24 protein-coding genes, 1 tRNA gene, 1 pseudogene and 1 riboswitch are annotated in these 25,666 nt (G+C 62.2%); of the genes and pseudogenes, 15 read left to right on the forward strand and 11 right to left on the reverse strand.

The window, feature by feature from the left end; translation table 11 throughout:
* Positions 1 to 94: 94 nt before the first annotated feature.
* Complete coding sequence (locus AC04SF_RS17785; RefSeq protein WP_488478887.1) at positions 95 to 508, forward strand: tellurite resistance TerB family protein; 414 nt, start codon at positions 95 to 97, stop codon at positions 506 to 508.
* Positions 509 to 521: 13 nt separating this feature from the next.
* On the opposite strand, the gene AC04SF_RS17790 is transcribed toward AC04SF_RS17785, so the two are convergent.
* Entirely contained in the window at positions 522 to 1,373 is an 852-nt protein-coding gene (locus tag AC04SF_RS17790) for an ABC transporter substrate-binding protein (RefSeq protein WP_488478888.1), read from the reverse strand.
* A 259-nt stretch (positions 1,374 to 1,632) separates the two neighbouring features.
* Between AC04SF_RS17790 and AC04SF_RS17795 the strand changes: the two genes are divergently transcribed.
* The 3 genes from AC04SF_RS17795 to AC04SF_RS17805 all read left to right on the forward strand — a co-directional run bounded on the left by AC04SF_RS17795 (position 1,633) and on the right by AC04SF_RS17805 (position 3,861).
* On the forward strand, positions 1,633 to 2,364 hold the full coding sequence (locus AC04SF_RS17795) for a helix-turn-helix transcriptional regulator (RefSeq protein WP_096453409.1): 732 nt from the start codon (positions 1,633 to 1,635) through the stop codon (positions 2,362 to 2,364).
* Positions 2,365 to 2,461: 97 nt separating this feature from the next.
* Complete coding sequence (locus AC04SF_RS17800; RefSeq protein ID WP_096453411.1) at positions 2,462 to 3,100, forward strand: acyl-homoserine-lactone synthase; 639 nt, start codon at positions 2,462 to 2,464, stop codon at positions 3,098 to 3,100.
* The gene (locus AC04SF_RS17805; RefSeq protein WP_488478889.1) at positions 3,097 to 3,861 is read left to right on the forward strand and encodes an enoyl-CoA hydratase-related protein; all 765 of its coding nucleotides are present in this window, start codon (positions 3,097 to 3,099) and stop codon (positions 3,859 to 3,861) included. The genes AC04SF_RS17800 and AC04SF_RS17805 overlap by 4 nt, the downstream gene beginning before the upstream one ends.
* 54 nt (positions 3,862 to 3,915) lie before the next feature.
* On the opposite strand, the gene ppk2 is transcribed toward AC04SF_RS17805, so the two are convergent.
* Positions 3,916 to 4,824: a polyphosphate kinase 2 gene (gene ppk2 / locus AC04SF_RS17810; RefSeq protein ID WP_488478890.1), complete on the reverse strand. Its 909-nt coding sequence runs from the start codon at positions 4,822 to 4,824 to the stop codon at positions 3,916 to 3,918.
* 113 nt (positions 4,825 to 4,937) lie between these two features.
* Between ppk2 and AC04SF_RS17815 the strand changes: the two genes are divergently transcribed.
* The 3 genes from AC04SF_RS17815 (at position 4,938) to AC04SF_RS17825 (ending at position 8,145) form a co-directional block, all read left to right on the forward strand.
* On the forward strand, positions 4,938 to 6,203 hold the full coding sequence (locus AC04SF_RS17815; RefSeq protein WP_488478891.1) for a sensor histidine kinase: 1,266 nt from the start codon (positions 4,938 to 4,940) through the stop codon (positions 6,201 to 6,203).
* Between the two features lie 114 nt (positions 6,204 to 6,317).
* Complete coding sequence (gene phoU, locus AC04SF_RS17820; RefSeq protein ID WP_488478892.1) at positions 6,318 to 7,043, forward strand: phosphate signaling complex protein PhoU; 726 nt, start codon at positions 6,318 to 6,320, stop codon at positions 7,041 to 7,043.
* Positions 7,044 to 7,137: 94 nt separating this feature from the next.
* Positions 7,138 to 8,145, forward strand: coding sequence for a magnesium and cobalt transport protein CorA (locus AC04SF_RS17825; RefSeq protein WP_096453419.1), 1,008 nt, complete (start codon positions 7,138 to 7,140; stop codon positions 8,143 to 8,145).
* 121 nt (positions 8,146 to 8,266) lie between these two features.
* Here AC04SF_RS17825 and AC04SF_RS17830 read toward each other — a convergent pair whose 3' ends face one another.
* Positions 8,267 to 8,788, reverse strand: a complete 522-nt coding sequence (locus tag AC04SF_RS17830; RefSeq protein WP_027043472.1) for a GcrA family cell cycle regulator — start codon at positions 8,786 to 8,788, stop codon at positions 8,267 to 8,269.
* A 357-nt stretch (positions 8,789 to 9,145) separates the two neighbouring features.
* Between AC04SF_RS17830 and AC04SF_RS17835 the strand changes: the two genes are divergently transcribed.
* The 3 genes from AC04SF_RS17835 to AC04SF_RS17845 all read left to right on the forward strand — a co-directional run bounded on the left by AC04SF_RS17835 (position 9,146) and on the right by AC04SF_RS17845 (position 12,417).
* The gene (locus AC04SF_RS17835) at positions 9,146 to 10,345 is read left to right on the forward strand and encodes an acetylornithine transaminase (RefSeq protein WP_488478893.1); all 1,200 of its coding nucleotides are present in this window, start codon (positions 9,146 to 9,148) and stop codon (positions 10,343 to 10,345) included.
* Between the two features lie 16 nt (positions 10,346 to 10,361).
* Complete coding sequence (gene argF, locus AC04SF_RS17840; RefSeq protein WP_488478894.1) at positions 10,362 to 11,273, forward strand: ornithine carbamoyltransferase; 912 nt, start codon at positions 10,362 to 10,364, stop codon at positions 11,271 to 11,273.
* Positions 11,274 to 11,385: 112 nt separating this feature from the next.
* The gene (locus tag AC04SF_RS17845; protein WP_488478895.1) at positions 11,386 to 12,417 is read left to right on the forward strand and encodes an Hsp33 family molecular chaperone; all 1,032 of its coding nucleotides are present in this window, start codon (positions 11,386 to 11,388) and stop codon (positions 12,415 to 12,417) included.
* A 175-nt stretch (positions 12,418 to 12,592) separates the two neighbouring features.
* On the opposite strand, the gene apaG is transcribed toward AC04SF_RS17845, so the two are convergent.
* Positions 12,593 to 12,985, reverse strand: a complete 393-nt coding sequence (gene apaG / locus AC04SF_RS17850; RefSeq protein ID WP_010913396.1) for a Co2+/Mg2+ efflux protein ApaG — start codon at positions 12,983 to 12,985, stop codon at positions 12,593 to 12,595.
* A 301-nt stretch (positions 12,986 to 13,286) separates the two neighbouring features.
* On the opposite strand from apaG, the gene AC04SF_RS17855 reads away from it, so the two are divergent.
* A complete protein-coding gene (locus tag AC04SF_RS17855) occupies positions 13,287 to 14,438 on the forward strand; it encodes a ceramide glucosyltransferase (RefSeq protein WP_488478896.1) in 1,152 nt (383 codons plus the stop codon).
* Between the two features lie 33 nt (positions 14,439 to 14,471).
* Here AC04SF_RS17855 and AC04SF_RS17860 read toward each other — a convergent pair whose 3' ends face one another.
* On the reverse strand, positions 14,472 to 15,662 hold the full coding sequence (locus AC04SF_RS17860; protein WP_488478897.1) for an O-succinylhomoserine sulfhydrylase: 1,191 nt from the start codon (positions 15,660 to 15,662) through the stop codon (positions 14,472 to 14,474).
* A gap of 56 nt (positions 15,663 to 15,718) precedes the next feature.
* Positions 15,719 to 15,796: riboswitch (SAM riboswitch) on the reverse strand.
* 99 nt (positions 15,797 to 15,895) lie between these two features.
* On the opposite strand from AC04SF_RS17860, the gene AC04SF_RS17865 reads away from it, so the two are divergent.
* Positions 15,896 to 16,990 carry a 2'-deoxycytidine 5'-triphosphate deaminase gene (locus AC04SF_RS17865; protein ID WP_488478898.1) on the forward strand — a complete coding sequence of 365 codons (1,095 nt, stop codon included), beginning with the start codon at positions 15,896 to 15,898 and terminating at the stop codon, positions 16,988 to 16,990.
* Positions 16,991 to 17,082: 92 nt separating this feature from the next.
* Positions 17,083 to 17,280, forward strand: a pseudogene (locus AC04SF_RS17870) (transporter substrate-binding domain-containing protein); the annotation flags it as partial.
* Positions 17,281 to 17,415: 135 nt separating this feature from the next.
* On the opposite strand, the gene araD1 reads toward AC04SF_RS17870, so the two are convergent.
* The 4 genes from araD1 to chvE all read right to left on the reverse strand — a co-directional run bounded on the left by araD1 (position 17,416) and on the right by chvE (position 22,675).
* Complete coding sequence (gene araD1 / locus AC04SF_RS17875; RefSeq protein WP_488478899.1) at positions 17,416 to 18,408, reverse strand: AraD1 family protein; 993 nt, start codon at positions 18,406 to 18,408, stop codon at positions 17,416 to 17,418.
* 194 nt (positions 18,409 to 18,602) lie between these two features.
* Positions 18,603 to 19,889, reverse strand: coding sequence for a multiple monosaccharide ABC transporter permease (gene mmsB, locus AC04SF_RS17880; protein ID WP_096453435.1), 1,287 nt, complete (start codon positions 19,887 to 19,889; stop codon positions 18,603 to 18,605).
* On the reverse strand, positions 19,886 to 21,418 hold the full coding sequence (gene mmsA, locus AC04SF_RS17885; protein ID WP_488478900.1) for a multiple monosaccharide ABC transporter ATP-binding protein: 1,533 nt from the start codon (positions 21,416 to 21,418) through the stop codon (positions 19,886 to 19,888). The genes mmsB and mmsA overlap by 4 nt, the downstream gene beginning before the upstream one ends.
* 186 nt (positions 21,419 to 21,604) lie before the next feature.
* A complete protein-coding gene (gene chvE, locus AC04SF_RS17890) occupies positions 21,605 to 22,675 on the reverse strand; it encodes a multiple monosaccharide ABC transporter substrate-binding protein (RefSeq protein WP_027060955.1) in 1,071 nt (356 codons plus the stop codon).
* A 312-nt stretch (positions 22,676 to 22,987) separates the two neighbouring features.
* Here chvE and AC04SF_RS17895 point away from each other — a divergent pair, with 312 nt between their 5' ends.
* Entirely contained in the window at positions 22,988 to 23,977 is a 990-nt protein-coding gene (locus AC04SF_RS17895) for a LysR family transcriptional regulator (RefSeq protein ID WP_096453439.1), read from the forward strand.
* Between the two features lie 136 nt (positions 23,978 to 24,113).
* Here the strand turns inward: AC04SF_RS17895 and AC04SF_RS17900 are convergent, their stop codons facing one another.
* Entirely contained in the window at positions 24,114 to 24,272 is a 159-nt protein-coding gene (locus tag AC04SF_RS17900) for a hypothetical protein (protein WP_488478901.1), read from the reverse strand.
* A gap of 438 nt (positions 24,273 to 24,710) precedes the next feature.
* Here AC04SF_RS17900 and AC04SF_RS17905 point away from each other — a divergent pair, with 438 nt between their 5' ends.
* The gene (locus AC04SF_RS17905; protein WP_488478902.1) at positions 24,711 to 25,472 is read left to right on the forward strand and encodes a Stf0 family sulfotransferase; all 762 of its coding nucleotides are present in this window, start codon (positions 24,711 to 24,713) and stop codon (positions 25,470 to 25,472) included.
* Positions 25,473 to 25,549: 77 nt separating this feature from the next.
* Here the strand turns inward: AC04SF_RS17905 and AC04SF_RS17910 are convergent.
* Positions 25,550 to 25,623: transfer RNA gene (locus tag AC04SF_RS17910), tRNA-Gly, on the reverse strand.
* Between the last annotated feature and the right edge of the window lie 43 nt (positions 25,624 to 25,666).

Below are 25,666 nucleotides of genomic sequence, written 5' to 3' on the forward strand. Positions count from 1 at the left end.
GCGTGCATGGCCGGAGCGTCAACGCGTGGGGCGCTTTTTCCTTGCGACGCAGTTGGCGCCTGCCTACCTTCGAAGTCCGTTCAAGGAGTAAAGAATGCCGTCGCCGACCCCGCATGAAGCCCTGATCTACCTGATGGTCATCACCTCGGCCTCCGATCGCGACATGACCGATGTTGAACTGGCCAGGATCGGCGAGGTTGTCCGTTCATGGCCGGTGTTCGAGGATTTCAAGCAGGACCGGCTGGTTTCTGTCGCCCAGGCTTGTCAGAAGCTGTTGCAAGAAAAGGATGGCCTGGAGGGTGTCCTGGCCCAGATTGCCGAAGCCCTGCCGGAGCGTTTGCGCGACACCGCCTATGCCGCGGCCTTCGAAGTCGCCGCCGTCGATCTCGAAATGCGCCTGGAGGAAGTGCGGGTGTTGCAACTGATCCGTCGCCAGCTCGATCTCGATACGCTGACCGTCGCCGCCATCGGCCGCGCGGCCAAGGCGCGGCTGCGCACCCTGACCTGAATATCGACAGCCCCTAGAAAAAGCTGACCGGAAAATAGCGCAGATAGAATTCGGCGAAGGTGCCTTTCATCGAAATCTCCTGCAGCGCGTAGTCGATCGCCGCGGCCAGCGCCGGATTGTCCGCCCGCGTGGCGATGGCCATGCCGGTGCCCAGATATTCGGGCGCCAGATAGGGGCCGCCGGCAAACCGGCAGCAGCCGGCCGCGTCCGAGCCGCCCAGCCAGAAGGCGAAGCGCATGCCGTCACCGAAGGCGGCATCGATCTTGCCAGCCTTGAGATCGCTGTAGAGGGCTTCCGGTCCGTCGAAGGAGACGATTTGGACCGTGTTGAAATAGTCGCGCAGCATGCGCTCATGCGCCGAGCCGGCGAGCACGCCGACGCGCTTGCTGCGCAGCTTGTCGAAAATCGGTTCCACAAACGCCTTGGTCTTCGGCATGATGAAGCGCGCCGGAAACTGCAGATAGGAGCGCGAGAAGGCGTATGCCTGGCGCGATTGCGGCGTCGCGGCGATGCCGGCGATGATGGCTTCGCCTTCGCCTTTATCGAGCGCGCCTTCGAGCTCGCCCCAGGGCAATGCCTGGATCTGGCATTTGTCGACAATGCCGAGTTCGGCGCAGATGGCGCGTGCCAGGTCGATGTGGAAACCGGACAGCTTTCCGGCGCCATCAAGGAAATTGAAGGGCGGAAAATCCGTGGTGGTCAGGAATCGCAGCCGTGGCAGTGCCGAAAGGTCGGGCTTCGGCAACCGTTCCTTGGCGTCCCACAAAACCGGCACCTGCGGTTCCGTCGCGCGTGCCCCGGAAGCCAATGGCAGCGCCGCGATCAGCAGCGACGCCAGCACCAGGGACCTCCATTGGAACGCCACGATAGACTCCGCCGCACTCATCTTCGCACCGGTTTTGGTACGAAAATGGTACAGGCACAATGGTTTTTGATTTCAACGCGCCGATTTCAGGATATGCTTTAGCGCGTTTGCAAACAGCGGTGGCTGCCCTGGTTGGGGGACCAGGGTCGAGAACCACAACCGGAGATGTGCGCGTTGCAATCCGCGGTCGGTGGCCAAATGCAGACAAGGCGTGGACCATTGATCTCAATGCATGAGGCAACATGGGGTTGATGTTGCGATGGGTCAATTTGATCGTACGCTGGAATACATAGACCAACTGCAACACGCCGGAACGCCGGCGGCGGTCTGCGAGAAGCTGTTGGGCATAACGTCGGATTTCGGTCTGACGGCGCTGATGGCCGGAACCGTTCCGCAGCCGGGCACGCCGACCGGGCAGCAAAAGCAGCATGTGCTGCTTTGCGACTGGCCCGTCGAATGGCTGGAGCGCTACGTGGCGCGCAACTATGTCGACCACGATCCGGTGGTCAGCCATATGAAGCAGTTGCAGGCGCCGTTCCAGTGGCGCGAAGCCGCCCAGGGCATTCGCATCGACAAGAGCAGCGGTGAGGTGATGGGCGATGCCGGCGCTTTCAAGCTGCGCGACGGGCTGGCCTTCCCGTTGATCACGCTCGATGGCCAGATTGTCATGGTGTCGCTGGGTGGCGAGGCTGTGGAACTGTCGGCGGCCGAATTCGGCCTGGTGTCGCTGGTCTCGACCTATGCCGTTGGCCGCGCCATGCAACTCCACACCATGGCCGGCAAGACCATCGACCATATCGAACTGACGCCGCGCGAGCGCGAATGCCTGCAATGGGCCGCCGTTGGCAAGTCGGAATGGGAGATTTCGCAAATCCTCGGCATCTCCGAACACACGTCGGAGAAACATCTTCTTAACGCCAAAAGCAAACTCGGTGCCGTCAACCGGGTCCAGGCTGTCGCAGAAGCGATAAGGCGCGGCTACATTAGCTAGATCGGCCGTGCCGATCTAGAATTCTTGCCTACGCGATCACGCAATTTTCTCGTTGAAGCACGGCCGTATCTTCCTCTTAAACCCAGGAGACGACGGCATGCTTTTTTGTCTTACAACTCAAGAATTGATGGAACGCCCCGACCTTTGGGAGGCAGTCCATCGTCTGCGCTACCAGATATTTGTCGAGGAGATGGGGTGGGAGGACCTGCGGCGCCCGGACGGATTCGAGGTCGACCAGTTCGACCATGACGAGGCAGTGCATCAGATCGTCATCAGAGGCAACGAAGTCGCGGGCTATCAAAGGATGTTGCCGACCACACGGCCCCATCTGCTGACCGATGTTTTGGCCGACCTTTCCGAAGGAACGCCACCATCGGGTCCTAACATCTGGGAATTGACCCGCTATGCGGTGGCTCCCGGTTTCCGCGATGGCCGTCGCGGCGTCTCGACCGTTGGCACCGAATTGATCGCCGGCTTCGTCGAGTGGGGGCTGAAGCGCGGCGTTGACAAGGTGATCATCGAGTTCGAGCCGATGTGGGTGTTGCGTGCCTTGCAGTTGCATTTCCTGGCGACACCGCTGGGTTATCAGCGCACCTACGGCAATCAGCAGGTCGTGGCGACACTGCTCTCCTTCAACGAGCACACGCTGGATGTGGTGCGTTCGCGCCGCAATCATCATGCTCCGGTTCTGGCCAGGGGATATCCCGACATGTTTGGCCAAAGGAGGGCGTCATGAGACTGGAGACCACGGTGAATCCACACCCGCAGCCAGAACTGCGCAACCACACGCTGATCGTCACCGTGTCGTCGAATGACGGCCGGCCGGTGCTCGACAGAAAGGCCTATGAAAGCCTTGCCAGGACGTTCCATGAAGCCGCCGACAATGACGAAGTGCGTGTCGTCGTGCTGCGTGGCCTGGCAGGCTGCTTCTGCCTTGGCGGCGACTTTTCCGAATTCCTCGACGCCACCAAGCATCAGAAGCTGATTGCCGCCGTCACCGACATGTTCCGCACGCTGGCGACGTTCCCCAAACCTATCCTCGCCTGCGTCGATGGTGATGCCGTCGGCGTCGGCTGCACCATCCTGTTCCACTGCGACATGGTGATCGCCTCGAATGAAAGCACGTTCCGGGTGCCGTTCGTCGACTTCGGCCTTGTGCCGGACGCGGCGACCAGCATCCTGGCGCCGCAGAAGCTCGGCTATGCCGGCGCCTTCCGCTTCTTCTGCCTCGGCGACACACTTCACGCCGAGGACGCCAGGGCACTCGGCCTCGTCGCCGAGATCGTGCATGACGGCGTGGAGGAGGCGACGCTCGGCCGCGCCAGGCAGCTCGCCAAGAAGCCGGTTGCCGCCCTGCTGCAGACCCGCGGCCTGCTGAAGGGAAACACCGGCGCGCTGTGCGACCGGATCGACCAGGAGATATCGCTGTTCCAGCAGGCGTTGCAGGACGACGTCACGCTGCGGCGATTGCAGCGGATTGCCAGGCTCGCGGCCTGAGCGACCACGAAGATACCGCGCCGCGCTGCCCAGTGGCCGCGCGGCGCGAAAGCATCAACCTTCTTTGCCGAGGAATGACGGCCCTTCGCCGATGATCTTCTTGTCTTCCTTGCCGACGATATCGAGATCGCGGCCGTCATAGGGCAGTGACAACAGGATGCGCCGCATCACCGCCAGCCGCGCGCGGCGCTTGTCATTGGCCCGCACGATGATCCATGGCGCGAACTCTTTGTGTGTGCGTTCGAACATGGTGTCGCGCGCCTTGGTGTAATCGTCCCATTTGGTGATGCCGGCGACGTCGATCGGCGAGAATTTCCAGCTCTTCAGAGGGCTGTAGCGGCGATCGTGAAAGCGCTCGAGCTGTGTTTCCCGGCCGATGTTCAGCCAGAATTTGAAGAAGTGGATGTCGTCATTGACGATCATCCGTTCGAAATGCGGCGTCTCGTCGAGAAATTTCTCATGCTGCTCCGGCGTGCAGAAGCCCATCACCGGCTCGACGCCGGCGCGGTTGTACCAGGAACGGTCGAAGGTGACGAACTCGCCCGATGTCGGGAAATGGTCGACATATCGCTGGTAGTACCATTGTCCCAGTTCGGTGGGGGTCGGCTTGGTCAGCGCCACGTTGCGCGCCGTGCGCGGATTGAGGTACTGGCGCACCACGAAGATCGTGCCGCCCTTGCCGGCGGCGTCGCGGCCCTCGAACAACGCCATCACCCGCTTGCCGCTGGCCTGCAGCCAGGCCTGCGCCTTGACCAGTTCGACCTGCAATTTCTCGAGCGTCTCGTCATACTCGTCGCTGTTCATCTTCTTGTCATAGGGGTAGCCGCCCGCAGTCAGCTTGTTGTCCTCGACCCAACTGGGAAGCTCGGGATTCTCGATGTCGAACTCCCGCTCTTTGCCGTCGATCTTGATCTTCAGCGGACCCGGAGCCGGCGCGGCGGAAGTTTCCTTGGCTTTTTTCATCGAGACGAACCCTTTTCAGCTTGCGGACTCATGCTATTGGGAGCCTCCAAGCCGGTCTAGCAGGAAGTTGCCGTACGGCCGGACAGCGCCTGAGAGGGCTATAGGACGCGCGGATGGCTGAGCAAAGCGCAGAGCAGGCAAGTGTGGCGCAAGCCATGGCCATCCGGCTATGGCACAGCCGCTGGCTGCTCGCGGCCGGTGTCGTCGCAGTTCTGACAGCTTTTGCCTTTGCCAATATTTCCGCCTACGTGCTGGTGCCGGCGCTGCTCCTGTTGCTCGTCGCCGCGATGCTGCCAGCCGCGGGCCTGCGCCAGTACGGCGAGAATACCGCCGCGATCGAGGCGATCGGCCTGCAGCGCCTGTCGGGCGAATATCTGGCAGCGGCCGTCGCCGACCCGCTCATCATTTTCGACCGCTCCGCCACCATCGTCCATGCCAATGCCGCCGCCTTTGCCGCTTTCGGCGGGATCGCACCAGGCCTGTCGCTGCCGCTGAAATTCCGGGCGCCGGAGATGCAGACCCTGCTTGACAGCGTGCTGTCGGGCACGATCGCCTCGGATGTCGTCGACTATACCGAGAAGCTGCCGGTCGAGCGGGCCTACCGGGTCAGTGCGTCCTCGGTCGGGCATGGTACCGACCTCTATGTGCTGGTGTTCAAGGACCAGAGCGAGGCGCGCCGCATCGACCGCATGCGCGCCGACTTCATCGCCAATGCCAGCCACGAATTGCGTACCCCGCTCGCTTCGATCGCCGGTTTCATCGAAACACTGCGCGGACCGGCCCGCAACGATCCGGCGGCGCGTGAGCAATTCCTGCAGATTATGCAGAACCAGACCGGCCGCATGGCGCGTCTGATCGATGATCTGCTGTCGCTGTCTCGGCTGGAGATGAAGCCCTATCTGAAGCCCGGAACCGAGGTCGATCTACGCCAGACCGTCGACAGCGTCATCGACTCGCTGGCTCCGCTTGCCCGCGAAAACAACGTTGCCATCGAGCGCGATTTCGCCACGGGGCCTCTCAATGTGCCGGGCGATCGCGACGAGCTGTTCCAGGTTTTCGAGAACTTGCTGGAAAACGCCTGCAAATACGGCCAGTCTGGGGGCCGTGTTCTGGTGTCGATCGCGCGCGCCGACGACGGTTCCGAACCCGGCATCGACGTGACGATCAGGGATTTCGGCCCCGGCATTCCTGAGGAGCACATTCCGCGCATCACCGAGCGCTTCTATCGCATCGATGTCGAGACCAGCCGGACCCAGAAAGGTACAGGCCTTGGACTGTCGATCGTCAAGCACATCCTGACGCGCCACAATGCCAGGCTGACGATCTGGTCCGAGGTCGGCGAGGGCGCTGCCTTCTCGGTTCATTTGCCGACGCACTGATAACGCCCTAGTTTTCCAAGGGACCGTTTCTTTTTTCTGTCATCCGGCTAGCGTATCAGTGGGGATTCGAGGAAACGACTCAAGATCAAGAACCCGTGGGAAGGCATTTCATCCATGCAGTCCGTGCACATCATGAGCGCCTTTGACGAGGAGCTGAAGTATCTGTCGAAGCGCATCGCAGCGATGGGCGGCCATGCCGAGCGTATGGTCGAGCAGGCGGTCGCCGCTCTCGTCAATGCCGATCCGGGACTGGCAGAGAAGGTCATCCGCGACGACGCGGTGCTCGACGAAGGGCAGCGCGAGATCGACGACAAGGCGATCATCATTATCGCCAAGCGCCAGCCGATGGCGACGGACCTGCGCGAGATCGTCGGCGCTATCCGCATTTCCGCCGACCTCGAACGGGTCGGCGACCTCGGCAAGAACGTTGCCAAGCGCGTGGTCGCCGTCATCGACGGCCGTCAGCCGACCAGCCTGTTTCGTGGCCTGGAGGCCCTGGCCAATCTGGCGCTCACCCAGCTCAAGGAAGTGCTCGACGTCTATGCATCGCGCTCGGTCGACAGGATCGGCTTCGTGCGCGACCGCGACGATCAGATCGATGCCATGTACACCTCGCTGTTTCGCGAATTGCTGACTTACATGATGGAAGATCCGCGCAACATCACGCCCTGCACGCATCTTCTGTTCTGCGCCAAGAACATCGAGCGCATCGGCGATCATGCCACCAACATCGCCGAGACCATCTATTACATTGTCACCGGCGACCAGATGCCGGCCGAGCGGCCTAAAGGCGACAAGACGGACAAGATCAGCGTGTCGGCGACGCTCCCGGCGAAATGAACGTTCGTCCTCTCGAACGCTAGATCATATTGCGCTAAACTATCCCGGCGTTAAGCTTCTCAGGCCTTAAAGGTCCTGCTTTCAGGAGGCTGCGATGGAATATGTTCGAGAGTTCAAGCCCGCGGCGCCGACATCGGGCATCATCGCCTCCAGTGTCTACACGGCCGGGCGGCGCATTGCCGACATTCCCATCGAGGAAGCCGGCGAATGGGCCAAGAAATCAGGACACGTTGTCTGGATCGGACTGCTCGAACCTGACCGCGAACTCCTGCTGCGCGTCCAGGCGCAATTCCATCTGCATGAGCTAGCGATCGAGGATGCCGAGCATCCGCACCAACGGCCGAAGATCGAGCAGTATGGCGACGCGCTGTTCATCGTCGCCCGCACCGCGCAGCTGATCGAGGGCCGCGTCACCTTCGGCGAGACGCATCTGTTCGTCGGCTCGGGCTACATCGTCAGCGTCAGGCATGGCCCTTCGACGTCCTACGCCGCCGTGCGTCAGCACTGGGAAAGCTGCCCGCATTCGCTGGCCAAGGGCGAGGATTTCGTCCTCTATGCCATTCTCGATTTCATCGTCGACAATTACATGCCCGTGCTCGAGCAGATCGAGGACGAGGTCGAGGCGATCGAGGACAGGGTCCTTTTGAAGCCGATGACCGGTCCCGACATCGAGCGGCTCTACATGCTGCGCCGCGATCTCCTGCGACTGCGAAATGCGGCACTTCCGCTGGTGGAAGTCTGCCGCCGGCTGACCAGCGCCGAGCTGCCGCAGATCCATTCAGCCATGCATCCGCTGTTTCGCGATGTGACCGACCACATCCGCACCGTCCAGGAAAAGATCGACAGTCTGCGCGAGGTGCTGGCGTTTGCCTTCGAGGCGAGCCTTCTGGTCGGTCAGAGCCAGGAGACGGCGATCTCGAAGAAGCTGGCCTCCTGGGCCGCCATCCTGGCCGTGCCGACGGCATTCGCCGGCATCTACGGCATGAACTTCACCGACATGCCGGAACTGAAGATGGAATACGGCTACCCGATCGTGCTGACCACCATCGCGCTGATCTGCTCGTTTCTCTACTGGCGGTTCCGCAAGAATGGGTGGCTGTGAGGGAGGGCAGTAGGGCAGTAGGGCAGTAGGGCAGTAGGGCAGTAGGGCAGTAGGTTAAGACAAGGCGCTCATCAGCGCAGCTCAAAACATATTGCCCTACTGCCTTACCGCCCTATTCCCCTTAGCGATTGCGCCTCCGCTCCGCTGCCGGCTGGAAGGCCACGCGGGCGTGATATTTGCAATACGGACCGGTTTCGGCGGCCTCGTTGCCGCAGAAATTGAAGTCCTCCGACAACGGATCGCCGTTCGGCCATTTGCAGGTGCGCTCGGTCAATTCGACGAGCTGCAGATGCCGTGAGATCGGTACCACGACATTTTCGACCGGACGGATGTAATGATGGCGTGCGACGGGCTCGGCATCAAACTGGGTCTGCAGGGCCGTTGCGCCGATCGAAGTCGTGACATGGCGTGCCGTGCTCGCGGCGCGCGCCACCGATTTCTGGACGGTCGATCCCTGAGCCGTCTTCTTCTGGCGTGCCGGCGTCGCCGTTGCGCGCCCGCGGCCCGACAGCTTCAGCCGGTGCACCTTGCCGATGACGGCATTGCGGCTCACCCCTCCAAGCTGGGCAGCGATCTGGCTTGCGCTCAGACCCTCCGACCACAGTTTCCTGAGAAGTTCAACCCGCTCGTCAGTCCAGTTCATGAGACCGCGCTCCTGCTAAGCGTGCGCAATCGGAATCCCTTCCCGACCCAGCAACCTTGCTGGGGCAGACACCACATATATCTGGTGATTAGGTCCGCCGCACGAAATCTAGTTATTTCTCGACTACAATTACCTTATGCGCTGACTCGGTGACAAGAGTCCCAAGTGCAACACGAATCGGTTTTTTCGGTTTTCCCCAACTTGCCCGGTCGCTCATGAGCCGGCGTCGAGTTAGGGGGCTTATCACGCGCCACTACGTGACGTTTTCGTTGACTTCATGGCCGAAAAACACGATAAGCCGCACAAGGCCGCCGCTTTGGCGGCTTTTTTGATTTTCCGGTACCGGAGACGCATATAATGAGCGGTTCGGCGCTTTACGAGACCTTTGCTCGCGCTCCCCTGGCTTTCGACCACGGGGAAGGCACTTGGCTGGTTACCGACAAAGGCGAGCGATATCTCGATTTTGCCGGCGGTATTGCGGTCAATTCGCTCGGCCACAGCCATCCGCATCTGGTCGCGGCTCTTACCGAGCAGGCGGGAAAACTCTGGCACGTCTCCAATCTCTACGAGATTCCGGGGCAGAGCCGGCTTGGCGAGCGCCTGGCCGATGCCACCTTCGCCGACAAGGTGTTCTTCACCAATTCCGGGGCCGAGGCGCTGGAATGCGCCATCAAGACGGCGCGGCGCTATCACTTCGTCAAGGGTCATCCCGAGCGCTTCCGCGTCATCACCTTCGAAGGCGCCTTCCATGGCCGCACGCTGGCCACCATCGCGGCCGGCGGCCAGTACAAATACCTCGAAGGCTTCGGACCCAAGGTCGAAGGTTTTGACCAGGTCGGCTTCGACGACATCGATGCCGCCGAGAAGGCGATCACGCCGGAAACCGCCGCGATCCTGATCGAACCCGTGCAGGGCGAGGGCGGTATCCGCCCGGTGCCGACACAATCGTTGAAGCGGCTGCGGCAGCTTTGCGACCAGCACGGCCTGTTGTTGATCTATGACGAGGTCCAGTGCGGCATCGGCCGCACCGGCAAGCTGTTCGCGCATGAATGGTCAGGCGTGGCGCCCGACATCATGGCGATCGCCAAGGGCATTGGCGGCGGCTTCCCCATGGGCGCCTGCCTGGCCACCGATGAAGCCGTGGTCGGTATGACGTCGGGCGTGCATGGCACCACCTTCGGCGGCAATCCGCTGGCCATGGCGGTCGGCAACGCCGTGCTCGATGTGGTGCTGGAAGACGGCTTCCTCGAAGACGTCCAGCGCAAGGCATTGCTGATGAAGCAAGGCCTGGCGGCGATCGCCGACGAGTTTCCGGATGTCATCGAAGACATCAGGGGCACCGGCCTCATGCTTGGCCTCAAATGCGCCATGCCAAACACCAAGGTGAACATGGCGCTACGCGACCAGCATTTGCTGGCGGTTCCGGCCGGCGACAACGTCATTCGCCTGTTGCCGCCGCTCACCGTCACCGACGCCGAGATCCACGAAGCGCTCAACCGCATCCGCGCTGGTGCCAAAGGCCTGGCGGATGCCATCGCCGTGGCCGCCGCGAAGTAATTCCGGAATATTGCTGATGTCAGTTCGCCATTTCACCGATCTGTCCACTGTTTCCGAGGGCGACCTGCGCTTCATGCTGGACGACGCGGTGGTGCGAAAGGCGCGCCTCAAGGCCGGCGAGCGCACCAGGCCGCTCGAAGGCAAGGTGCTGGCGATGATCTTCGACAAGCCGTCGACGCGCACGCGCGTCTCCTTCGACGTCGGCATGCGCCAGCTTGGCGGCGAGACCATCATGCTGACCGGCACCGAGATGCAGCTCGGCCGTTCCGAAACCATCGCCGACACCGCCAAGGTGCTGTCGCGCTATGTCGATGCGATCATGATCCGCACCACCTCGCATGACCGGCTGCTGGAGCTGACCGAGAATGCCACGGTTCCGGTGATCAACGGACTGACCGACGACACCCATCCGTGCCAGTTGATGGCCGACATCATGACCTTCGAGGAGCATCGCGGTCCGGTGGCCGGCAAGACCATTGCCTGGACCGGCGACGGCAACAATGTGCTGCACTCGCTGCTCGAGGCCTCGGCGCGGTTCCGCTTCAACCTCAACGTGGCCGTGCCCGAAGGCAGCGAGCCGGCGCAGAAGCACATCGACTGGTCCAAGGCGCATGGCGGCAAACTCCACTTCACCCGCTCACCCGAGGAAGCCGTCGATCAGGCCGACTGCATCGTCACCGACTGCTGGGTGTCGATGGGTCAGGAGCACCGCGCCCGCGGCCACAACGTGTTCTCGCCCTACCAGGTCAATGCCAAGCTGATGGCGCACGCCAAGCCGGACGCGCTGTTCATGCATTGCCTGCCGGCGCATCGCGGCGAAGAAGTGACCGACGAGGTCATCGACGGGCCGCATTCGGTGGTCTTCGACGAGGCCGAGAACCGGCTCCACGCCCAGAAGGCGGTGCTTGCCTGGTGTCTTGGTGCTTGACGTGTCGGGGCGCTTGAAGTGTCCGGGCGCTTGATCTGCGGGCGCACGATGCCTATCTGCGCCGCATCACGCAAATCAAGCGCGTTTGGACGCATGCACCCCAGGGGGCGGCATGGCCGCGCCCTGGAGCTTTGTCATGTTGGAAACGCATCAAGTGACTGAACATCACCCCAAACTCGGCGAGTTCGGCTATGCCGGCGACGACCATGTCGTGCCGTTCGAGGTCGGCCCGCTCGACGTGCGCGGCCGCACCGTGCAACTCGGACCGATGCTCGACGCCATCCTTGGCCGCCACGACTACCCCGAGCCGGTCGCCCGCCTGCTGGCGGAAGCCTGTGTGCTGACGGTGCTGCTCGGCACCTCGCTCAAATTCGAGGGCAAGTTCATCCTGCAGACCCGCACCGACGGGCCGGTCGACATGCTGGTGGCGGATTTTTCGACGCCGTCGGCGCTGCGTGCCTATGCGCGCTTCGATGCGGATCGGCTCGAGGCGCTCGTCGCGGCAGGCGAAACATCCCAGCAGACGCTGCTTGGCAGCGGCGTGCTGGCGCTGACCATCGACCAAGGCGCCCACACCCAGCGCTATCAGGGCATCGTTCAGCTTGACGGCGAAACGCTGGAGGACGCTGCGCGCACTTATTTCCGCCAGTCGGAGCAGATCCCGACGGATGTCAGGCTCTCGGTGGCCAAGCTTTTGACGCCCGGCGTCGGCGGCGCGCGTGAGCAGTGGCGCGCGGGCGGCATTTTGGCGCAGTTCCTGCCGCAGTCACCCGAGCGCATGCGCGTGCCCGACATTTCGGGCGGCGACGGCGATCCGCGCGACGTGACGCATGAACCGGCAGACAATTCCTGGCAGGAACTGGTGGCGCTGCTCGGCACCATCGAGCCGACCGAACTGATCGATCCGACGATCGGTGCCGAACGGCTGCTCTATCGCCTGTTCCACGAGCATGGCGTGCGCGTCTTTGGTGGCGCCCCGGTCGCCGACCAGTGCTCATGCTCCAGGGACAAGATCCGCGGCATCCTCGAGGGTTTTTCCGCGCAGGAGATCAAGGACTCGACCGAGGATGGCGGCATCCACGTCGCTTGCGAATTCTGCTCGAAACAGTACGATTTCGACCCGGCGGAATTCGCGGCGCAGTAAAGTCCTTCCTTCTCCCCGTTTCACGGGGAGAAGGTGGCCGAAGGGCGGATGAGGGGCGGCGCTAACTTCGGCGAATAGCCGTGCGCAAACCCCGTCCTCGACGATATCTCAGGAAGGCTCGACGCCGCCCCTCGTTGCCCTGCCGGGCATTTCTCCCCGTATAGTGACGAAGACGCTAATTCACCGTGCGCCGCGTCCCCGGCAGATCCAGCGAAAACGCCGGGATGGCGATATCAAAAGTCTCGCCGCGCTTGTTGCGCATCGTGTAGTGCCCGACCATGATCCCTGACGGGGTCGAGAGCGGGCAGCCGGACGTATATTGATAGCTGTCGCCGGGATTGAGCTCGGGCTGGTCGCCGACGACGCCCGGGCCGCGCACTTCCTCGACCCGGCCGGCACCGTCGGTGATGTGCCAATAGCGCGACAGAAGCTGCACGAATTCGTCCGACTGGTTGTCGATCGTTATCTGATAGCCCCAGACATAGCGGTTCTCGGAAGGATCCGAGCGGTCCTCGAGGTAGAACGGCCTGACCTGCACTTCGATGTTGCGCGTGACGGCGCGGTACATAAGCGGCTCCAAAACAATCTCAAGCATGATCCCGAAAAGTGGGAACCGGTTTTCTCGGGCAAACGGGTTTCCGTTCGTCCAGAGATCATGCTCAACAAACAGAACCTTTCGGCGCTCCCGGCGAGCAGGTCAACATGCGCGTCTTGTCGCGCCTCGTCTTGAAACGCAGGTGCCGGCAAAGAATGTCATTTAAGTGACACATGACAATGATGGTGTGCACCAACCGAGCGACTCGGCGCTCTGTCGAACTGTTGAAAACGGCCACGATGCTGGCTGTCTTTTCTGGAGTGACCAGATCTCGATGGAACTCACTCTTATAGCCGCCTCGCTTTCGACTGCTCTTATCCTTTCAAACGCCGCCAGTATCCTGCTCGCCGCTTCACAACTGAAACAGCGCACTACCATCGCACGGCCAGCCGGCAAATCGCCGCCGGTGTCGATTGTCATCCCGTCGCGCGGCGTCGAACCGTTCACGCATGAGACACTGGAGCGCGCCTTCTCGCTCGACTGGCCGCGCTACGAGCTGATCTTCTGCGTCGCCCATGCCGACGATCCGGTGGTCAGTCTGATCAGACAGGCCATCGCCCGCTTCCCAAAGGTGCCGACCCGGCTGTTGATCGGTGACGACCGCGTCAGCGCCAATCCCAAGCTCAACAATTGCGTCAAGGGCTGGGAAGCCGCGCGGCACAACTGGGTCGTCCTGGCCGACTCCAACGTGCTGATGCCGAGAGACTACATCCAGCATCTGATGGCGGCGTGGCGGACGGATACCGGCCTTGTCTGCTCGACGCCGATCGGCTCACGGCCGCAGGGCTTCTGGGCCGAGGTCGAATGCGCCTTCCTCAACACGCTGCAGGCGCGCTGGCAGTATGCCGGCGAGGCGCTCGGCCTTGGCTTTGCCCAGGGTAAGAGCATGTTGTGGAACAAGCCGATGCTGGATGCCAATGGCGGCATTCGAGCGCTGGCCGCCGAAATCGCCGAGGACGCCGCCGCGACCAAGCTGGTGAACAGCCTTGGCCTGCGCGTCAATCTCGTCGCCGCACCCTTCGAGCAGCCGCTCGGCCGGCGCAGGCTTGGCGAGATCTGGTCGCGCCAGGCCCGCTGGGCGAGGTTGCGCCGCGTCACCTTCCCGCTGTTCTTCGCGCCCGAGATCCTGACCGGCGCGGTGGTGCCGCTGGCGCTTGCGCTGGTTGCGGCTGCCGGCGCCGGCTTCAGCCTGCCGCTGATGGCCATTGGCGTGCTGGCGGCCTTCTACCTTCCGGAATGTGCCCTGGCCTGGTCCAAGGGCTGGCACCTGTCGCCGCGCTCGGTCGCGGCAATCGTGGCGCGCGACCTGATCCTGCCGGCGATGTGGGCACGCGGCTGGCTGGGCGGGGCCGTCGACTGGCGCGGCAATGCGATGACCATCGGAACCAAGGCGGCCGAACTGGAAGAGACGCCGTCGCGCGCCTGATCTTGGCGGCTCAGCGACGCGACCTGGACGCTCTTACTTGGCGGCCTTCAGCGCCTGCGCGATATCCTCCAGCAGATCGTCGGTATCCTCCAGGCCGACCGACAGCCTGAGCGTGCCTGGTCCGATGCCGAGTTCGGCGCGTGCCTCGTCGCTCAAATTCTTGTGCGTCGTCGTCGCCGGATGGGTGATCAAGCTCTTGGCGTCGCCAAGGTTGTTGGAGATCAGCACGATGTCGAGCGCGTTCTGCAGCGCGAAGGCCGCCTGCTTGCCGCCCTTGACGTCGAGGCAGATCAGCGTCGAGCCGCCCGACATCTGCTTCTTGACGATATCGGCCTGCGGATGGTCGGCTCGGCCGGGATAGATGACGCGGGCGATCTGCGGCTGCTCGGCGAGGAAATCGGCGATCTTGCCGGCGCTCTCCGTCTGCTGGCGCACGCGCAGCGGCAGCGTCTCCAGGCCCTTCAGCAGCGTCCAGGCATTGAAGGGCGACAGGCTGGGGCCGGTGTGGCGGAAATAGTCGTGCAGGTTCTCGTCGATCCACTTCTTGTCGGAGAGGATGACACCGCCGAGACAGCGGCCCTGGCCATCGATGTGCTTGGTCGCCGAATAGACGACGATATGCGCGCCAAGCTGCAACGGCTTCTGCTGCAAAGGCGTGGCAAAGACATTGTCGACCACAAGCCGTGCGCCGATCGAGTTGGCCAGCGAAGCGACAGCGGCAATGTCGACCACTTCCAATGTCGGGTTGGTCGGGCTTTCCAGGAAGAACAGCTTGGTGTTTGGCCTGACTGCCTTTTCCCAGTTGGCGATGTCGGTGCCGTCGACCAACGTCGCCTCGATGCCGTAGCGAGGCGCCAGCGTTTCGACCACCCAGCGGCAGGAGCCGAACAGCGCGCGCGCCGCCACGATGTGGTCACCGGCCTTGACGCTGCACAGAAGCGCCGCCGTTACCGCCGCCATGCCCGATGCCGTGGCGCGTGCGTCCTCGGCGCCTTCCAGCGCGCACATCCGCTTTTCGAACATGTCGACGGTCGGATTGGCGTAGCGCGAATAGATGAAACCGGGTTCCTCGCCTTTGAAACGGGCTTCGGCGGCCTGGGCTGTCTGATAGACATAGCCCTGGGTCAGGTACATCGCCTCGGAGGTCTCGCCGAAGCCGGAACGCAGGGTTCCGCTGTGCACGAGGGCTGTCTGAGGCTTCCAGTTGCGCTTCTTGCTGCTCATCGCTCTTGTTCCAGACACAAAAAAACCGGCCGCGAAAGTCGCAACCGGTCCATACGGCCTCGCGGCCAACGGTCCTTTAGCGACTTGTTTAACGTGGCTGCAAGCCGACCGGCCAAATCACCACGGGATAACGACCCTTTAGACCCGTACCACGCTTGCGTCAATTGCCGGCTTCATTAAGAGGTTTGTACCAAGCAGGTTTCGCCAAAAGCCTGCCCTCTAGGAGCGAAGCCTTGCGGCAGACAGGCATTCTTCCCGATCAGGACATTGCGGCGCTGTTCCAGTCCGGTGCGCTGAAGTCGCCGCGCGCGCTCGATGCCGACCAGATCCAGCCGGCCAGCCTCGACCTCAGGCTCGGCGACAAGGCCTGGCGGGTGCGCGCCTCCTTCCTGCCGGGTCCCAACCACAAGGTTTCGGAAAAGCTCGACAGGCTGAAGCTGCACGAGATCAATCTGGCCGAAGGCGCGGTGCTGGAGACCGGCTGCGTCTATATAGTGCCGCTGCTCGAAAGCCTGGCATTGCCGGCCGAGATCTCCGCCTCCGCCAATCCGAAGAGCTCGACCGGACGGCTCGACATCTTCACCCGTGTCATGACCGACCGTGGCCACGAGTTCGACAAGATCGCTGCCGGCTACAACGGTCCGCTCTACCTGGAAGTCAGCCCGCGCACCTTCCCGATCGTCGTGCGCACCGGTTCGCGCCTGTCGCAGATCCGCTTCCGCACCGGCAACGCGCTTCTCTCGGAAGCCGAATTGCATGAATTGCATCGCGCGCAGATGCTGGTCGCCACCGAACCGCCGAATATTTCGGGCGGCGGCATCGCGCTGTCGATCGATCTCAATGGCGACAGCGACGGGCTGGTCGGCTATCGCGGCAAGCATCACACAGGCCTTGTCGATGTCGACAAGCGCGCGGCGCAGGATGTCGTCGATTTCTGGGAGCCGATCCACAAGAGCGGCGCCGGCGAACTGGTGCTGGATCCCGACGAATTCTACATCTTGGTCAGCCAGGAAGCGGTGCATGTGCCGCCGCTTTATGCCGCCGAGATGACGCCTTTCGATCCGTTGGTCGGCGAATTCCGCGTCCATTACGCCGGCTTCTTTGATCCAGGCTTTGGCCATTCAGCGGCCGGCGGCACCGGCAGCCGGGCGGTGCTTGAAGTGCGCAGTCACGAAGTGCCGTTCATCCTCGACCATGGCCAGATCGTCGGCCGGCTGGTCTACGAGCACATGCTGAAGCGGCCGCAGGCGCTCTACGGCACCGATCTTGGCTCCAACTACCAGGCGCAGGGCCTGAAACTCTCCAAGCATTTCCGCGCGGCGCGCTGAACCCCGATTTACCGCGTACTTGCCCGCGCTGGCGCATCATGCTTGGCTGGCTTGTCGGTCGCAGCGATGCGGCGCTCGAGGGGAACAAGAAAATGCAGATTTCAAAATGGATCCTATCGACGGCAGGCGCTGCCATGTTGGCGATGGCTGCCGGCTCTCTATCGGCGCAGGCCGCCGAGAAATTGAAAATCGGCACCGAGGGCGCCTATCCCCCGTTCAACACCATCACCTCGGACGGCAAGGTTGTTGGCTTCGATATCGACATCGCCAATGCGCTGTGCGCGCAGATGGCGCGAAGGATCGCGACCTCTCCCTGCCGGTAGCCAAGAATAGCCGGCAGTCAAAGTTATCGTTTGAGACGCTGGCGGGACAGCGCCCCCTCTGGCCTGCCGGTCATCTCCCCCACAAGGGAGGAGATCACGCTCTCACAGCGCCTTCACCGCCACCTTCACCGGCTTTTCGATCTCGAGCGGGTTGCGCAGCGGCAGGCCGAAATCCCCGGCCTCGATCTCGAACACATCGCCGGCCTCGGTCTTGACGCCGTCGGCAAAGGACAGCGTCGCCGTGCCGAACATATGCACATGCACGTCGCCCGGCTGGCGGAACGCCGAATATTTGAAATGATGGTGTTCGAGATTGGCAATGGTGTGCGACATGTTTGCTTCGCCCGACAGGAACGGCTTCTCCCACAGCGTGTTGCCGCCGCGCACGATGCGCGAGGTGCCGCGGATGTCGGAGGGCAGGTCGCCGATCAGGATCTCCGGGCCGAACGAGGCGTTGCGCAGCTTGGAATGGGCGAGGAAGAGATAGTTCACGCGCTCGGTTACATGGTCGGAAAATTCATTCGACAGGGTGAAGCCGACACGGAAGGGGGCGCCGTCATCGCCGATGACATAGATGCCGGCGATTTCAGGTTCCTCGCCGGCGTCCTTGGCGAAGGCCGGTGACAGCAGTGCGGCACCCGGCGCCACGGCCATCGTGCCGTTGCCCTTGTAGAACCATTCCGGCTGCACGCCGATCTGGCCTTTGGCGGGCTTGCCGCCCTCCAGCCCCATGCGGAACATCTTCATGGAATCGGTGAGCTGTTCCTCGCCATCGGTGCTGAGCTTCTTGTGCATGGAATCGCGCGTCGCCGCCGAGCCGAGATGGGTCAGTCCGGTGCCGGTCAGGTGCAGGTGAGCAGGATCGGGGTGATTGATCGGCGACAACAGCCGCCCCTTCTTGTAGGCGGCATCGAGATCGATCGTCTCGCCGAGCCCCTTGCGTTCGATCAGGGTGGCGAGGCCGACGCCGGTGCGGGCAGCCTCCATCGCCAGAGAGTAGACGCTGCGGGCGCCGTTGATGATCCGGGTCTTGCCGCCATTGCGGGCAACGACACGGATGGTCTCGGCGTCGTCGAGAATCTGCGAGATCAGCATGATCAGTCCTCTCTCATGTGTGGTTGCCTCTTGGCAAACCTTAACCTGCGCGGCTCGGACCTAGCCGCGCCACGGGTGAAATTCTTCGTCCGGATTGCGCTCGCGGGCTTGATCCCCTGGGGGGATTTCTTGATGCCGACAACTCGCCGGCAGCGCCGCGATCGTATGCCTCCTACTTGCCTCGCCTAAGCCTGTCAGGCTTTGTTCTTGTTGTAGACGTCGAAGATCACGGCGCCGAGCAGCACCAAGCCTTTGACCACCTGCTGCCAGTCGACATTGACGCCCATGATCGACATGCCGTTGTTCATCACGCCCATGATGAAGCCGCCGACCACCGCGCCGATGACCTGGCCGACGCCGCCCATTGCCGAGGCGCCGCCGATGAACACGGCAGCGATGACGTCGAGCTCCGAGCCCAGACCCGCAGCCGGCACGGCCTGGCCGAGACGCGCCGCGATGATCAGACCGCCCAGCGCCGACAGCACGCCCATATTGATGAACACCCACAGCGTCAGCCGCTCGGTGTTGATGCCTGACAGCTGCGCCGCCTTGGGGTTGCCGCCCATCGCATAGATGCGGCGGCCGATGGTCATGCGCTTGGTGACGAAGACGAACAGCGAGATCAGCACGCCCATGACGAGCAGCACCACCGGCAGGCCCCTGTAACTGGCGAACTCATAGACCAGGAACAGCGCCAGGGCGCTGGCGACCAGCGTCTTGACGACGAACAGGGGGAAGGGCTCGGCTTCATAGCCATGGCGCTCGCGCTTGCGCCGGGTGCGAAGCCCGAAATAGGCATAGGCCACCACGGCGATCACGCCGAGCACCACCGTCGTCATGTGCAGCGTCAGACCGCTGCCCAAGATGGTCTTGCCGGCGGCATTCACCGTCGGCGGGATCAGCGTCAGGGGGCCGATCACGTCCGGGATGAAGCCGGAGCTCAGTGCCTTGAAGTCGTCCGGAAGAGGCCCCACCGAGGATCCGCCGCCCAGCAGCGCCTGACAGATGCCGCGGAAGATCAGCATGCCGGCCAGCGTGACGATGAAGCTCGGTATCCGGTGATAGGCGATCCAGTAGCCTTGCGCCGCGCCGATCAGGCCGCCCACGATCAGGCAGAGGATCGAAACCACCAGCGGATTGCTGAGCGGTCCGAGCTGCCAGATGACCATCATGTTTGCCGCCAGCGCGCCGATGAAACCGGCGACCGATCCGACGCTGAGGTCGATATAGCCGGAAACGATGACCAGCAGCATGCCTAGCGCCATCACGATGATGAACGAGTTCTGCTGCACCAGATTGCTGAGGTTGACCGGCTTGAACAGCGTCCCCGACGTGGTGAACTGGAAGAACAGCATGATGACGATCAGTGCGATAATCAGACCGTATTCGCGCAGGTTCGTCGTCAGCGCCGAGACGGCGATGCGTGGACGCTGTTCTTCGGCGACGTTGCCCTGCGGGGCGGGGGCAATTTCGGTGCTCATGCTGCTTTTCCTTCTCCGCGAACGATGGCGCGCATTATTTTTTCCTGGCTTGCGTCCGCCGCCGGCATTTCGCCGACGATGCGCCCTTCGTTCATGACGTAGATGCGGTCGGTGATGCCGAGCAATTCCGGCATTTCCGACGAGATGACCACGATCGCCTTACCTTCCGAGGCAAGGCGCGCGATGATCGTGTAGATTTCGTATTTGGCGCCGACATCGATGCCGCGCGTCGGCTCGTCGAGGATCAGCACTTCCGGGTCGGCGAACAGCCATTTCGACAGCACCACCTTCTGCTGGTTGCCGCCGGAAAGATTGCCGGTCATCTGATAGACGCTCGAAGCGCGGATATTGGTCTTCTTGCGATAGTCGTTGGCAACGGCAAGCTCGCGCAAATCGTCGATCACGCTGTGACGCGAGACGCCGCCGAGATTGGCGAGCGTTATGTTGTGCTTGATATGGTCGATGAGGTTGAGACCGTAGGTCTTGCGGTCCTCGGTCACGTAGGCAATGCCGTGTTCGACCGCCTTGCTCACCGACGACACATCGATCGGCTTGCCCTTGAGCAGCACCTCGCCGGTGATGCGGCGGCCATAGGAGCGGCCGAACAGGCTCATGGCGAATTCGGTGCGGCCGGCGCCCATCAGCCCGGCTATGCCGACCACCTCGCCCTTGCGCACGTTGATGTCGATGCCCTTGATCACCTGCCGCTCGGCATGGATCGGGTGATAGACCGACCAGTTCTTCACTTCGAACACGACCTCGCCGATGTCAGGCTCGCGCGGCGGGTAGCGGTCGTCGAGCGAGCGGCCCACCATCGAGGTGATGATGCGGTCCTCCGAAATGTCCTTCCTGGCCAGCGTCTCGATGGTGCGCCCGTCACGGATGACGGTAACCTTGTCGGCGACCCTATTCACCTCGTTGAGCTTGTGCGAGATCAGGATCGAAGTCATGCCTTGCCGCTTGAATTCGAGCAAAAGGTCGAGCAGCGCCTGGCTGTCCTTTTCGCTGAGCGATGCGGTCGGCTCGTCGAGGATCAGGAGTTTGACTTCCTTGCTCAGCGCCTTGGCGATCTCGACCAGTTGCTGCTTGCCGACGCCGATATTGGTGATCAGCGTCTTGGGGTCCTCCTTGAGGCCCACCTTCTTCAACAGCGCGCTGGTGCGGGCCTCGTTGGCGTCCCAGTCGATCACGCCGTATCTGGCATGTTCGTTGCCGAGGAAGATGTTTTCGGCAATCGACAGCATCGGCACCAGGGCAAGCTCCTGGTGGATGATGACGATGCCCTTGTGTTCGCTGTCATGGATGCCTTTGAACTGGCATTCCTGGCCCTGAAAAATGATCTGGCCGTCATAGGTGCCTACGGGATAGACGCCCGACAGGACTTTCATCAGCGTCGACTTGCCGGCGCCGTTTTCGCCGACCACGGCGTGGATCTCGCCTTCCTCGACACTGAGATTGACGTTCGACAGCGCCTTCACACCGGGAAACGTCTTGGTGATGTCGCGCATCTCCAAAATCGTCGAGGTCATCAGATCAAGCTCCCAGACTTTCTTGTTTTTACGCAATTCCCAAGGGGAAAGCGCCACGCTTTTTCCCGGGAAAACCGCTGCGCACTTTTCCTGGAATTGCTCTAGGCCGGCAGAAACAATACCGGGGTCGCTTGTGAACGAAAAGGGGCCCTGCGTTGCGCAGGACCCCTGATTTTACAACCGAGATTACTTCAGGTCTTCGGCCTTGATGTAGCCGGAGTCGACGACCAGCTTCTGGTAGTTCGACTTGTCGACTTCATGCGGCGTCAACAGGATCGAGGGAACGACCTTGACGTCGTTGTTGTAGGTCTTTTCGTCGAGGCCGTCGGGCTTGCCGCCCGAGAGCACCTTGTCGACCAGCTGGACAGTGGCCTTGGCGAGGTCGCGGGTGTCCTTGAACACGGTCGAGTACTGTTCGCCCGTGATGATCAGCTTGACCGAGGCGGTCTCGGCGTCCTGACCGGTGACGATCGGCCAGGGCTGTGCGTCCGTGCCGTAACCAACGGCGCGGAGCGAGGCGGTGATGCCGCGCGACAGGCCGTCATAGGGCGACAGAACGCCATCGACACGGCTGCCGTCCGAGTAATTGGCCGAGAGCAGGTTGTCCATGCGCGCCTGGGCGGTAGCCGCCAGCCAGCGCAGCGTGCCGACCTTGTCCATGCCGGTCTGGCCCGACTTGATCTTGATCGAGCCGTCGTCGATCAGCGGCTGAAGGACGGAAATCGCGCCATTGTAGAAGAAGAAGGCGTTGTTGTCGTCGGGCGAGCCGCCGAACAGTTCGACGTTCCACGGCTTGGTGTTCGGGAAGCGCTCCTTGAGGCCCTTGACCAGCGAATTCGCCTGGATCACGCCGACGCCGAAATTGTCGAAGGTGGTGTAGTAGTCGACATTCTTGGTCTTCTTGATCAGGCGGTCATAGGCGACGACGACGACGCCCGCGTCAGCGGCCTTCTGCAGTGCATCCGACAAAGTGGTGCCGTCGATCGAGGCGATGATCAGCGCCTTCGGGCCCTTGGTGATTTCGTTTTCCAGCTGGCTGAGCTGGTTGGGGATGTCGTCCTGCGCGTACTGCAGGTCGACGGTGTAGCCGAGAGCCTCGAGCTGGGACTTGACGGCGTCGCCGTCATTGATCCAGCGCTGCGAAGTCTTGGTCGGCATCAGCACGCCGACAAGACCCTTGTCGGCTGCGTGCGCCGAGTAGGTCATGGCAGCGATGCCAAGCGCCGCGACTGCGGCCAGTGTCTTGATGATTTTCACGTAACTCTCCCTGGTTGATGGACGCAGCACCCCGGGGGTCGCGGGCCGCGCAATCGTGCAGAAGCGCCAAGGCACTGCTGCCGTCATATCGATCTCCGGTATCCTCCCATGGCCCCGAGCTGCTGATTTCAATCGATACGATTTTTATCGTCGGCGACCGTTGCGTCTCGGAACGCGCTGACGTTGTGACCCTTTTGCCATAACTGTCAAATGCGATCTTTGATGGTTGCTATACCGAGAGTGGTATATGGTATGGGGCGTCACAGATTGCTGGCAAACGCCAGAGGGTTGCGAGTGGAGGCTGGGAAGACAATGGCGGCGCTACGGAATTCGTCTTCAATTTCAAACGGTTATAATGAAACTCCGGGTGATGGCGAAACCCTGCTGCGCAGTGGTCTCAGCCTGCGTCACATGCGCATGATCGTCGCGCTCGACGATCACGGCCGGGTGAGCGCGGCGGCGCAGGTCATGAACATTTCACAGCCGGCGGCATCGCGCATGATCGCCGAGATGGAGGCGGTGCTCGAGGTCAAGCTGTGCGAGAGGCTGCCGCGCGGCATCACGCTGACGCCCTACGGCAAGGCGCTGGCCAGGCGTGCGCGCTCGATCCTGCTGGAGATGCGCGAGGTCGACCGCGAGATTTCCGAGCTAAAGGCGGGCAAGGGCGGTTCCGTGTTTCTCGGTGCCGTGACGGCGCCGGCGATCGAGCTGGCGGTGCCGGCGATCCGCGAAATCCGCCGCATCTATCCACGCATCGAGATCACCATGCAGGTCGAGACCTCCAATGTGCTGGCGCGCGAACTGATCGCCACCCGCCATGATTTCATTATCGCCCGCATCCCCGACGACCTCAATCCGCGGCTGTTCGAATCGCGTGTCATCGGCGTCGAGAAAGCCTGCCTGATCGTACGCCGTGGCCACCCGCTCACCAGGGGCAGCGTGGTGCGGCTGGAAGATACCGCCGCTTATGACTGGGTCTTCCAGTCGGGCGGCTCGCCGTTGCGCCAGGCGATGGAGAGCAATTTCCTCAACCGCAACATCGCGCTGCCGGACCGGATCCTCAACACCAGTTCGCTGCTCCTGACGCTGGTCATGGTCGCGCAGTCCGACGCCATCGCGCCGGTTTCGGTGCAGGTGGCGAAATTCATCCAGAATCCCGACGGGCTCGCCGGCGCCATCGACGTCGTCCAGACCGAGTTCGACATCGAGGTCAGGCCCTACAGCCTAATCACGGTCAGGAATCGCGTACTGTCGCCGGCCGCCAAGATGCTGCACGATTTCATCCTGCGCGAAGTGGGCTGATGGAACAACAAGTGCACTGGCGCGTTCACGCCCAATCGGCATTCTCGCTGGAGCCCGTTTTGGGCGAGGGAACGAGGTGCCGATGTCAACAACTCGGGAGGTCTTGATGGAACGTCGGTTGTTTCTCACTGGAATGCTAGGCGTTGCGGGGGCCGTGGCGTTTGCGGGCGTAGTCGGACCCGGCCGCGCCGTTGCCGGTATTCCCCAGGGCAACGGAATTCTCGATGAACTGGACAAGCCGGATCCGGCTGTCTTCGAAGGGGATGACGGGGTCGAGGTCGAGCAGGTCTCCCATCGTCGTTGGCATCATCGCTACTACGGAGATCGCTATTATGGAGGCAGACGGCGCCGCCGCGGTTGGAGACGGGTTTGCCGTCGCTATTGGCGCCATGGCCGCCGTCATGTGCGTTGCTGGCGCGAGCGGGTTTGGCTCGGCGTCTGGCTGTGACGAACCGTTGACGAAAGGCCGGCCACCGCAGCGTGGCCGGTATCGTCACTGCGTAGATTTTCAGGGTCCAAGGCTTGCGTCTTGCAATCGGTGCCGGGGTTGGCACCGATCATCCAACCGTGACGGAATGGGCCACCCACTTAGCCTAGGATCGGCTGGGTGAAATCATATTAGACTTTACTAATTGATTGCTGTCAGGCAGACCATGCCGAGGGCCTATCAAGGAGCAGAATCATATCCCGTAACGTCGACGACATGTCTACAGACCAGAGGTGATCGGCCCGCATGAAAGGTGTGGCGATACTGACAGAAGCCCGCAGCGGCTCCGAATGGCTCGGCAGCCTGGCAAACAGCACCGGAACATTGGGGCAGTCGGCCGAATGGCTCGATACGGACACGCTGGGATGCAGGCCGAAATCCTTCGACGAACTCCTGTCCGCCGTGATCGATCGCGGCGGGACCGAAAATGGCAGGTTCGCTGTAAAGCTGTTTCCACGGCACCTTCACTGGTCGCAGGCCAAATATGGAGCCGACTTCCTCGCTGAATGCGTCCGACGCCATGCCATGGGTTTGATCCTGCTGGAACGGCGGGACCGCCTTCGCCAGGCGATCTCCTATAGCCGGGCAAAGGCGTCAGGTCGTTGGAGAAGCACGATGGACGGCGCGGATATGGTCCCGCAATACGACTTCGCCGGTATCTGCCAGGCCTATTTCCTGATTGGGCAGAGCTATGCCTTCTGGGAGGCCTATCTGCACATGGCCGATCTGCCCTACGACCATTTGTTTTATGAAGATCTCCTGGACGACCCTCGTCCTTACGTCGCATCGGTGGCCCGGCAGTTGTCTGTTGAAATGCCAAATGGCGAGTTCAAGACGAATTTGCGCCTACAGCGCGACAGCTACACCGAAGAGTGGGCCGAGCGGTTCCAGAGCGACGCCAAATCCAAGGGCCTGCTGGCGCATCTCCCCAAGAAGGTGGCGCCGCGAAATATCAAAAACCTCGCCCGGTTCCTTCTCAAGAAGCAGATGCGTATCGGCCAGGCTTAGATATGCCTGACCAATGCCGTGCCGAACCCTGCTATGTGGACATGTTTCCAGCGCCGACCAAATCTTAGGCGAGAGGTTGGAGCGGGTAGCGGGAATCGAACCCGCGCGTTCAGCTTGGGAAGCTGACAGGCTACCATTACATCATACCCGCGCGAGCCCTCGTTACCATGAGGGTCGGCCTTCGGGCAATCGCA

Source organism: Mesorhizobium sp. CNPSo 4671, from assembly GCF_057784245.1.

Excerpts from the sequence above, each read along its gene's own strand:
- AC04SF_RS17785 (WP_488478887.1), top strand. The coding sequence starts at position 95 with ATGCCGTCGCCGACCCCGCATGAAGCCCTGATCTACCTGATGGTCATC.
- AC04SF_RS17795 (WP_096453409.1), top strand. The coding sequence starts at position 1,633 with ATGGGTCAATTTGATCGTACGCTGGAATACATAGACCAACTGCAACAC.
- AC04SF_RS17800 (WP_096453411.1), top strand. The coding sequence starts at position 2,462 with ATGCTTTTTTGTCTTACAACTCAAGAATTGATGGAACGCCCCGACCTT.
- AC04SF_RS17805 (WP_488478889.1), top strand. The coding sequence starts at position 3,097 with ATGAGACTGGAGACCACGGTGAATCCACACCCGCAGCCAGAACTGCGC.
- ppk2 (WP_488478890.1), bottom strand. The coding sequence starts at position 4,824 with ATGAAAAAAGCCAAGGAAACTTCCGCCGCGCCGGCTCCGGGTCCGCTG.
- AC04SF_RS17815 (WP_488478891.1), top strand. The coding sequence starts at position 4,938 with ATGGCTGAGCAAAGCGCAGAGCAGGCAAGTGTGGCGCAAGCCATGGCC.
- phoU (WP_488478892.1), top strand. The coding sequence starts at position 6,318 with ATGCAGTCCGTGCACATCATGAGCGCCTTTGACGAGGAGCTGAAGTAT.
- AC04SF_RS17825 (WP_096453419.1), top strand. The coding sequence starts at position 7,138 with ATGGAATATGTTCGAGAGTTCAAGCCCGCGGCGCCGACATCGGGCATC.
- AC04SF_RS17830 (WP_027043472.1), bottom strand. The coding sequence starts at position 8,788 with ATGAACTGGACTGACGAGCGGGTTGAACTTCTCAGGAAACTGTGGTCG.
- AC04SF_RS17835 (WP_488478893.1), top strand. The coding sequence starts at position 9,146 with ATGAGCGGTTCGGCGCTTTACGAGACCTTTGCTCGCGCTCCCCTGGCT.
- argF (WP_488478894.1), top strand. The coding sequence starts at position 10,362 with ATGTCAGTTCGCCATTTCACCGATCTGTCCACTGTTTCCGAGGGCGAC.
- AC04SF_RS17845 (WP_488478895.1), top strand. The coding sequence starts at position 11,386 with ATGGCCGCGCCCTGGAGCTTTGTCATGTTGGAAACGCATCAAGTGACT.
- apaG (WP_010913396.1), bottom strand. The coding sequence starts at position 12,985 with ATGTACCGCGCCGTCACGCGCAACATCGAAGTGCAGGTCAGGCCGTTC.
- AC04SF_RS17855 (WP_488478896.1), top strand. The coding sequence starts at position 13,287 with ATGGAACTCACTCTTATAGCCGCCTCGCTTTCGACTGCTCTTATCCTT.
- AC04SF_RS17860 (WP_488478897.1), bottom strand. The coding sequence starts at position 15,662 with ATGAGCAGCAAGAAGCGCAACTGGAAGCCTCAGACAGCCCTCGTGCAC.
- araD1 (WP_488478899.1), bottom strand. The coding sequence starts at position 18,408 with ATGCTGATCTCGCAGATTCTCGACGACGCCGAGACCATCCGTGTCGTT.
- mmsB (WP_096453435.1), bottom strand. The coding sequence starts at position 19,889 with ATGAGCACCGAAATTGCCCCCGCCCCGCAGGGCAACGTCGCCGAAGAA.
- mmsA (WP_488478900.1), bottom strand. The coding sequence starts at position 21,418 with ATGACCTCGACGATTTTGGAGATGCGCGACATCACCAAGACGTTTCCC.
- AC04SF_RS17895 (WP_096453439.1), top strand. The coding sequence starts at position 22,988 with ATGGCGGCGCTACGGAATTCGTCTTCAATTTCAAACGGTTATAATGAA.
- AC04SF_RS17900 (WP_488478901.1), bottom strand. The coding sequence starts at position 24,272 with ATGGGAGACCTGCTCGACCTCGACCCCGTCATCCCCTTCGAAGACAGC.
- AC04SF_RS17905 (WP_488478902.1), top strand. The coding sequence starts at position 24,711 with ATGAAAGGTGTGGCGATACTGACAGAAGCCCGCAGCGGCTCCGAATGG.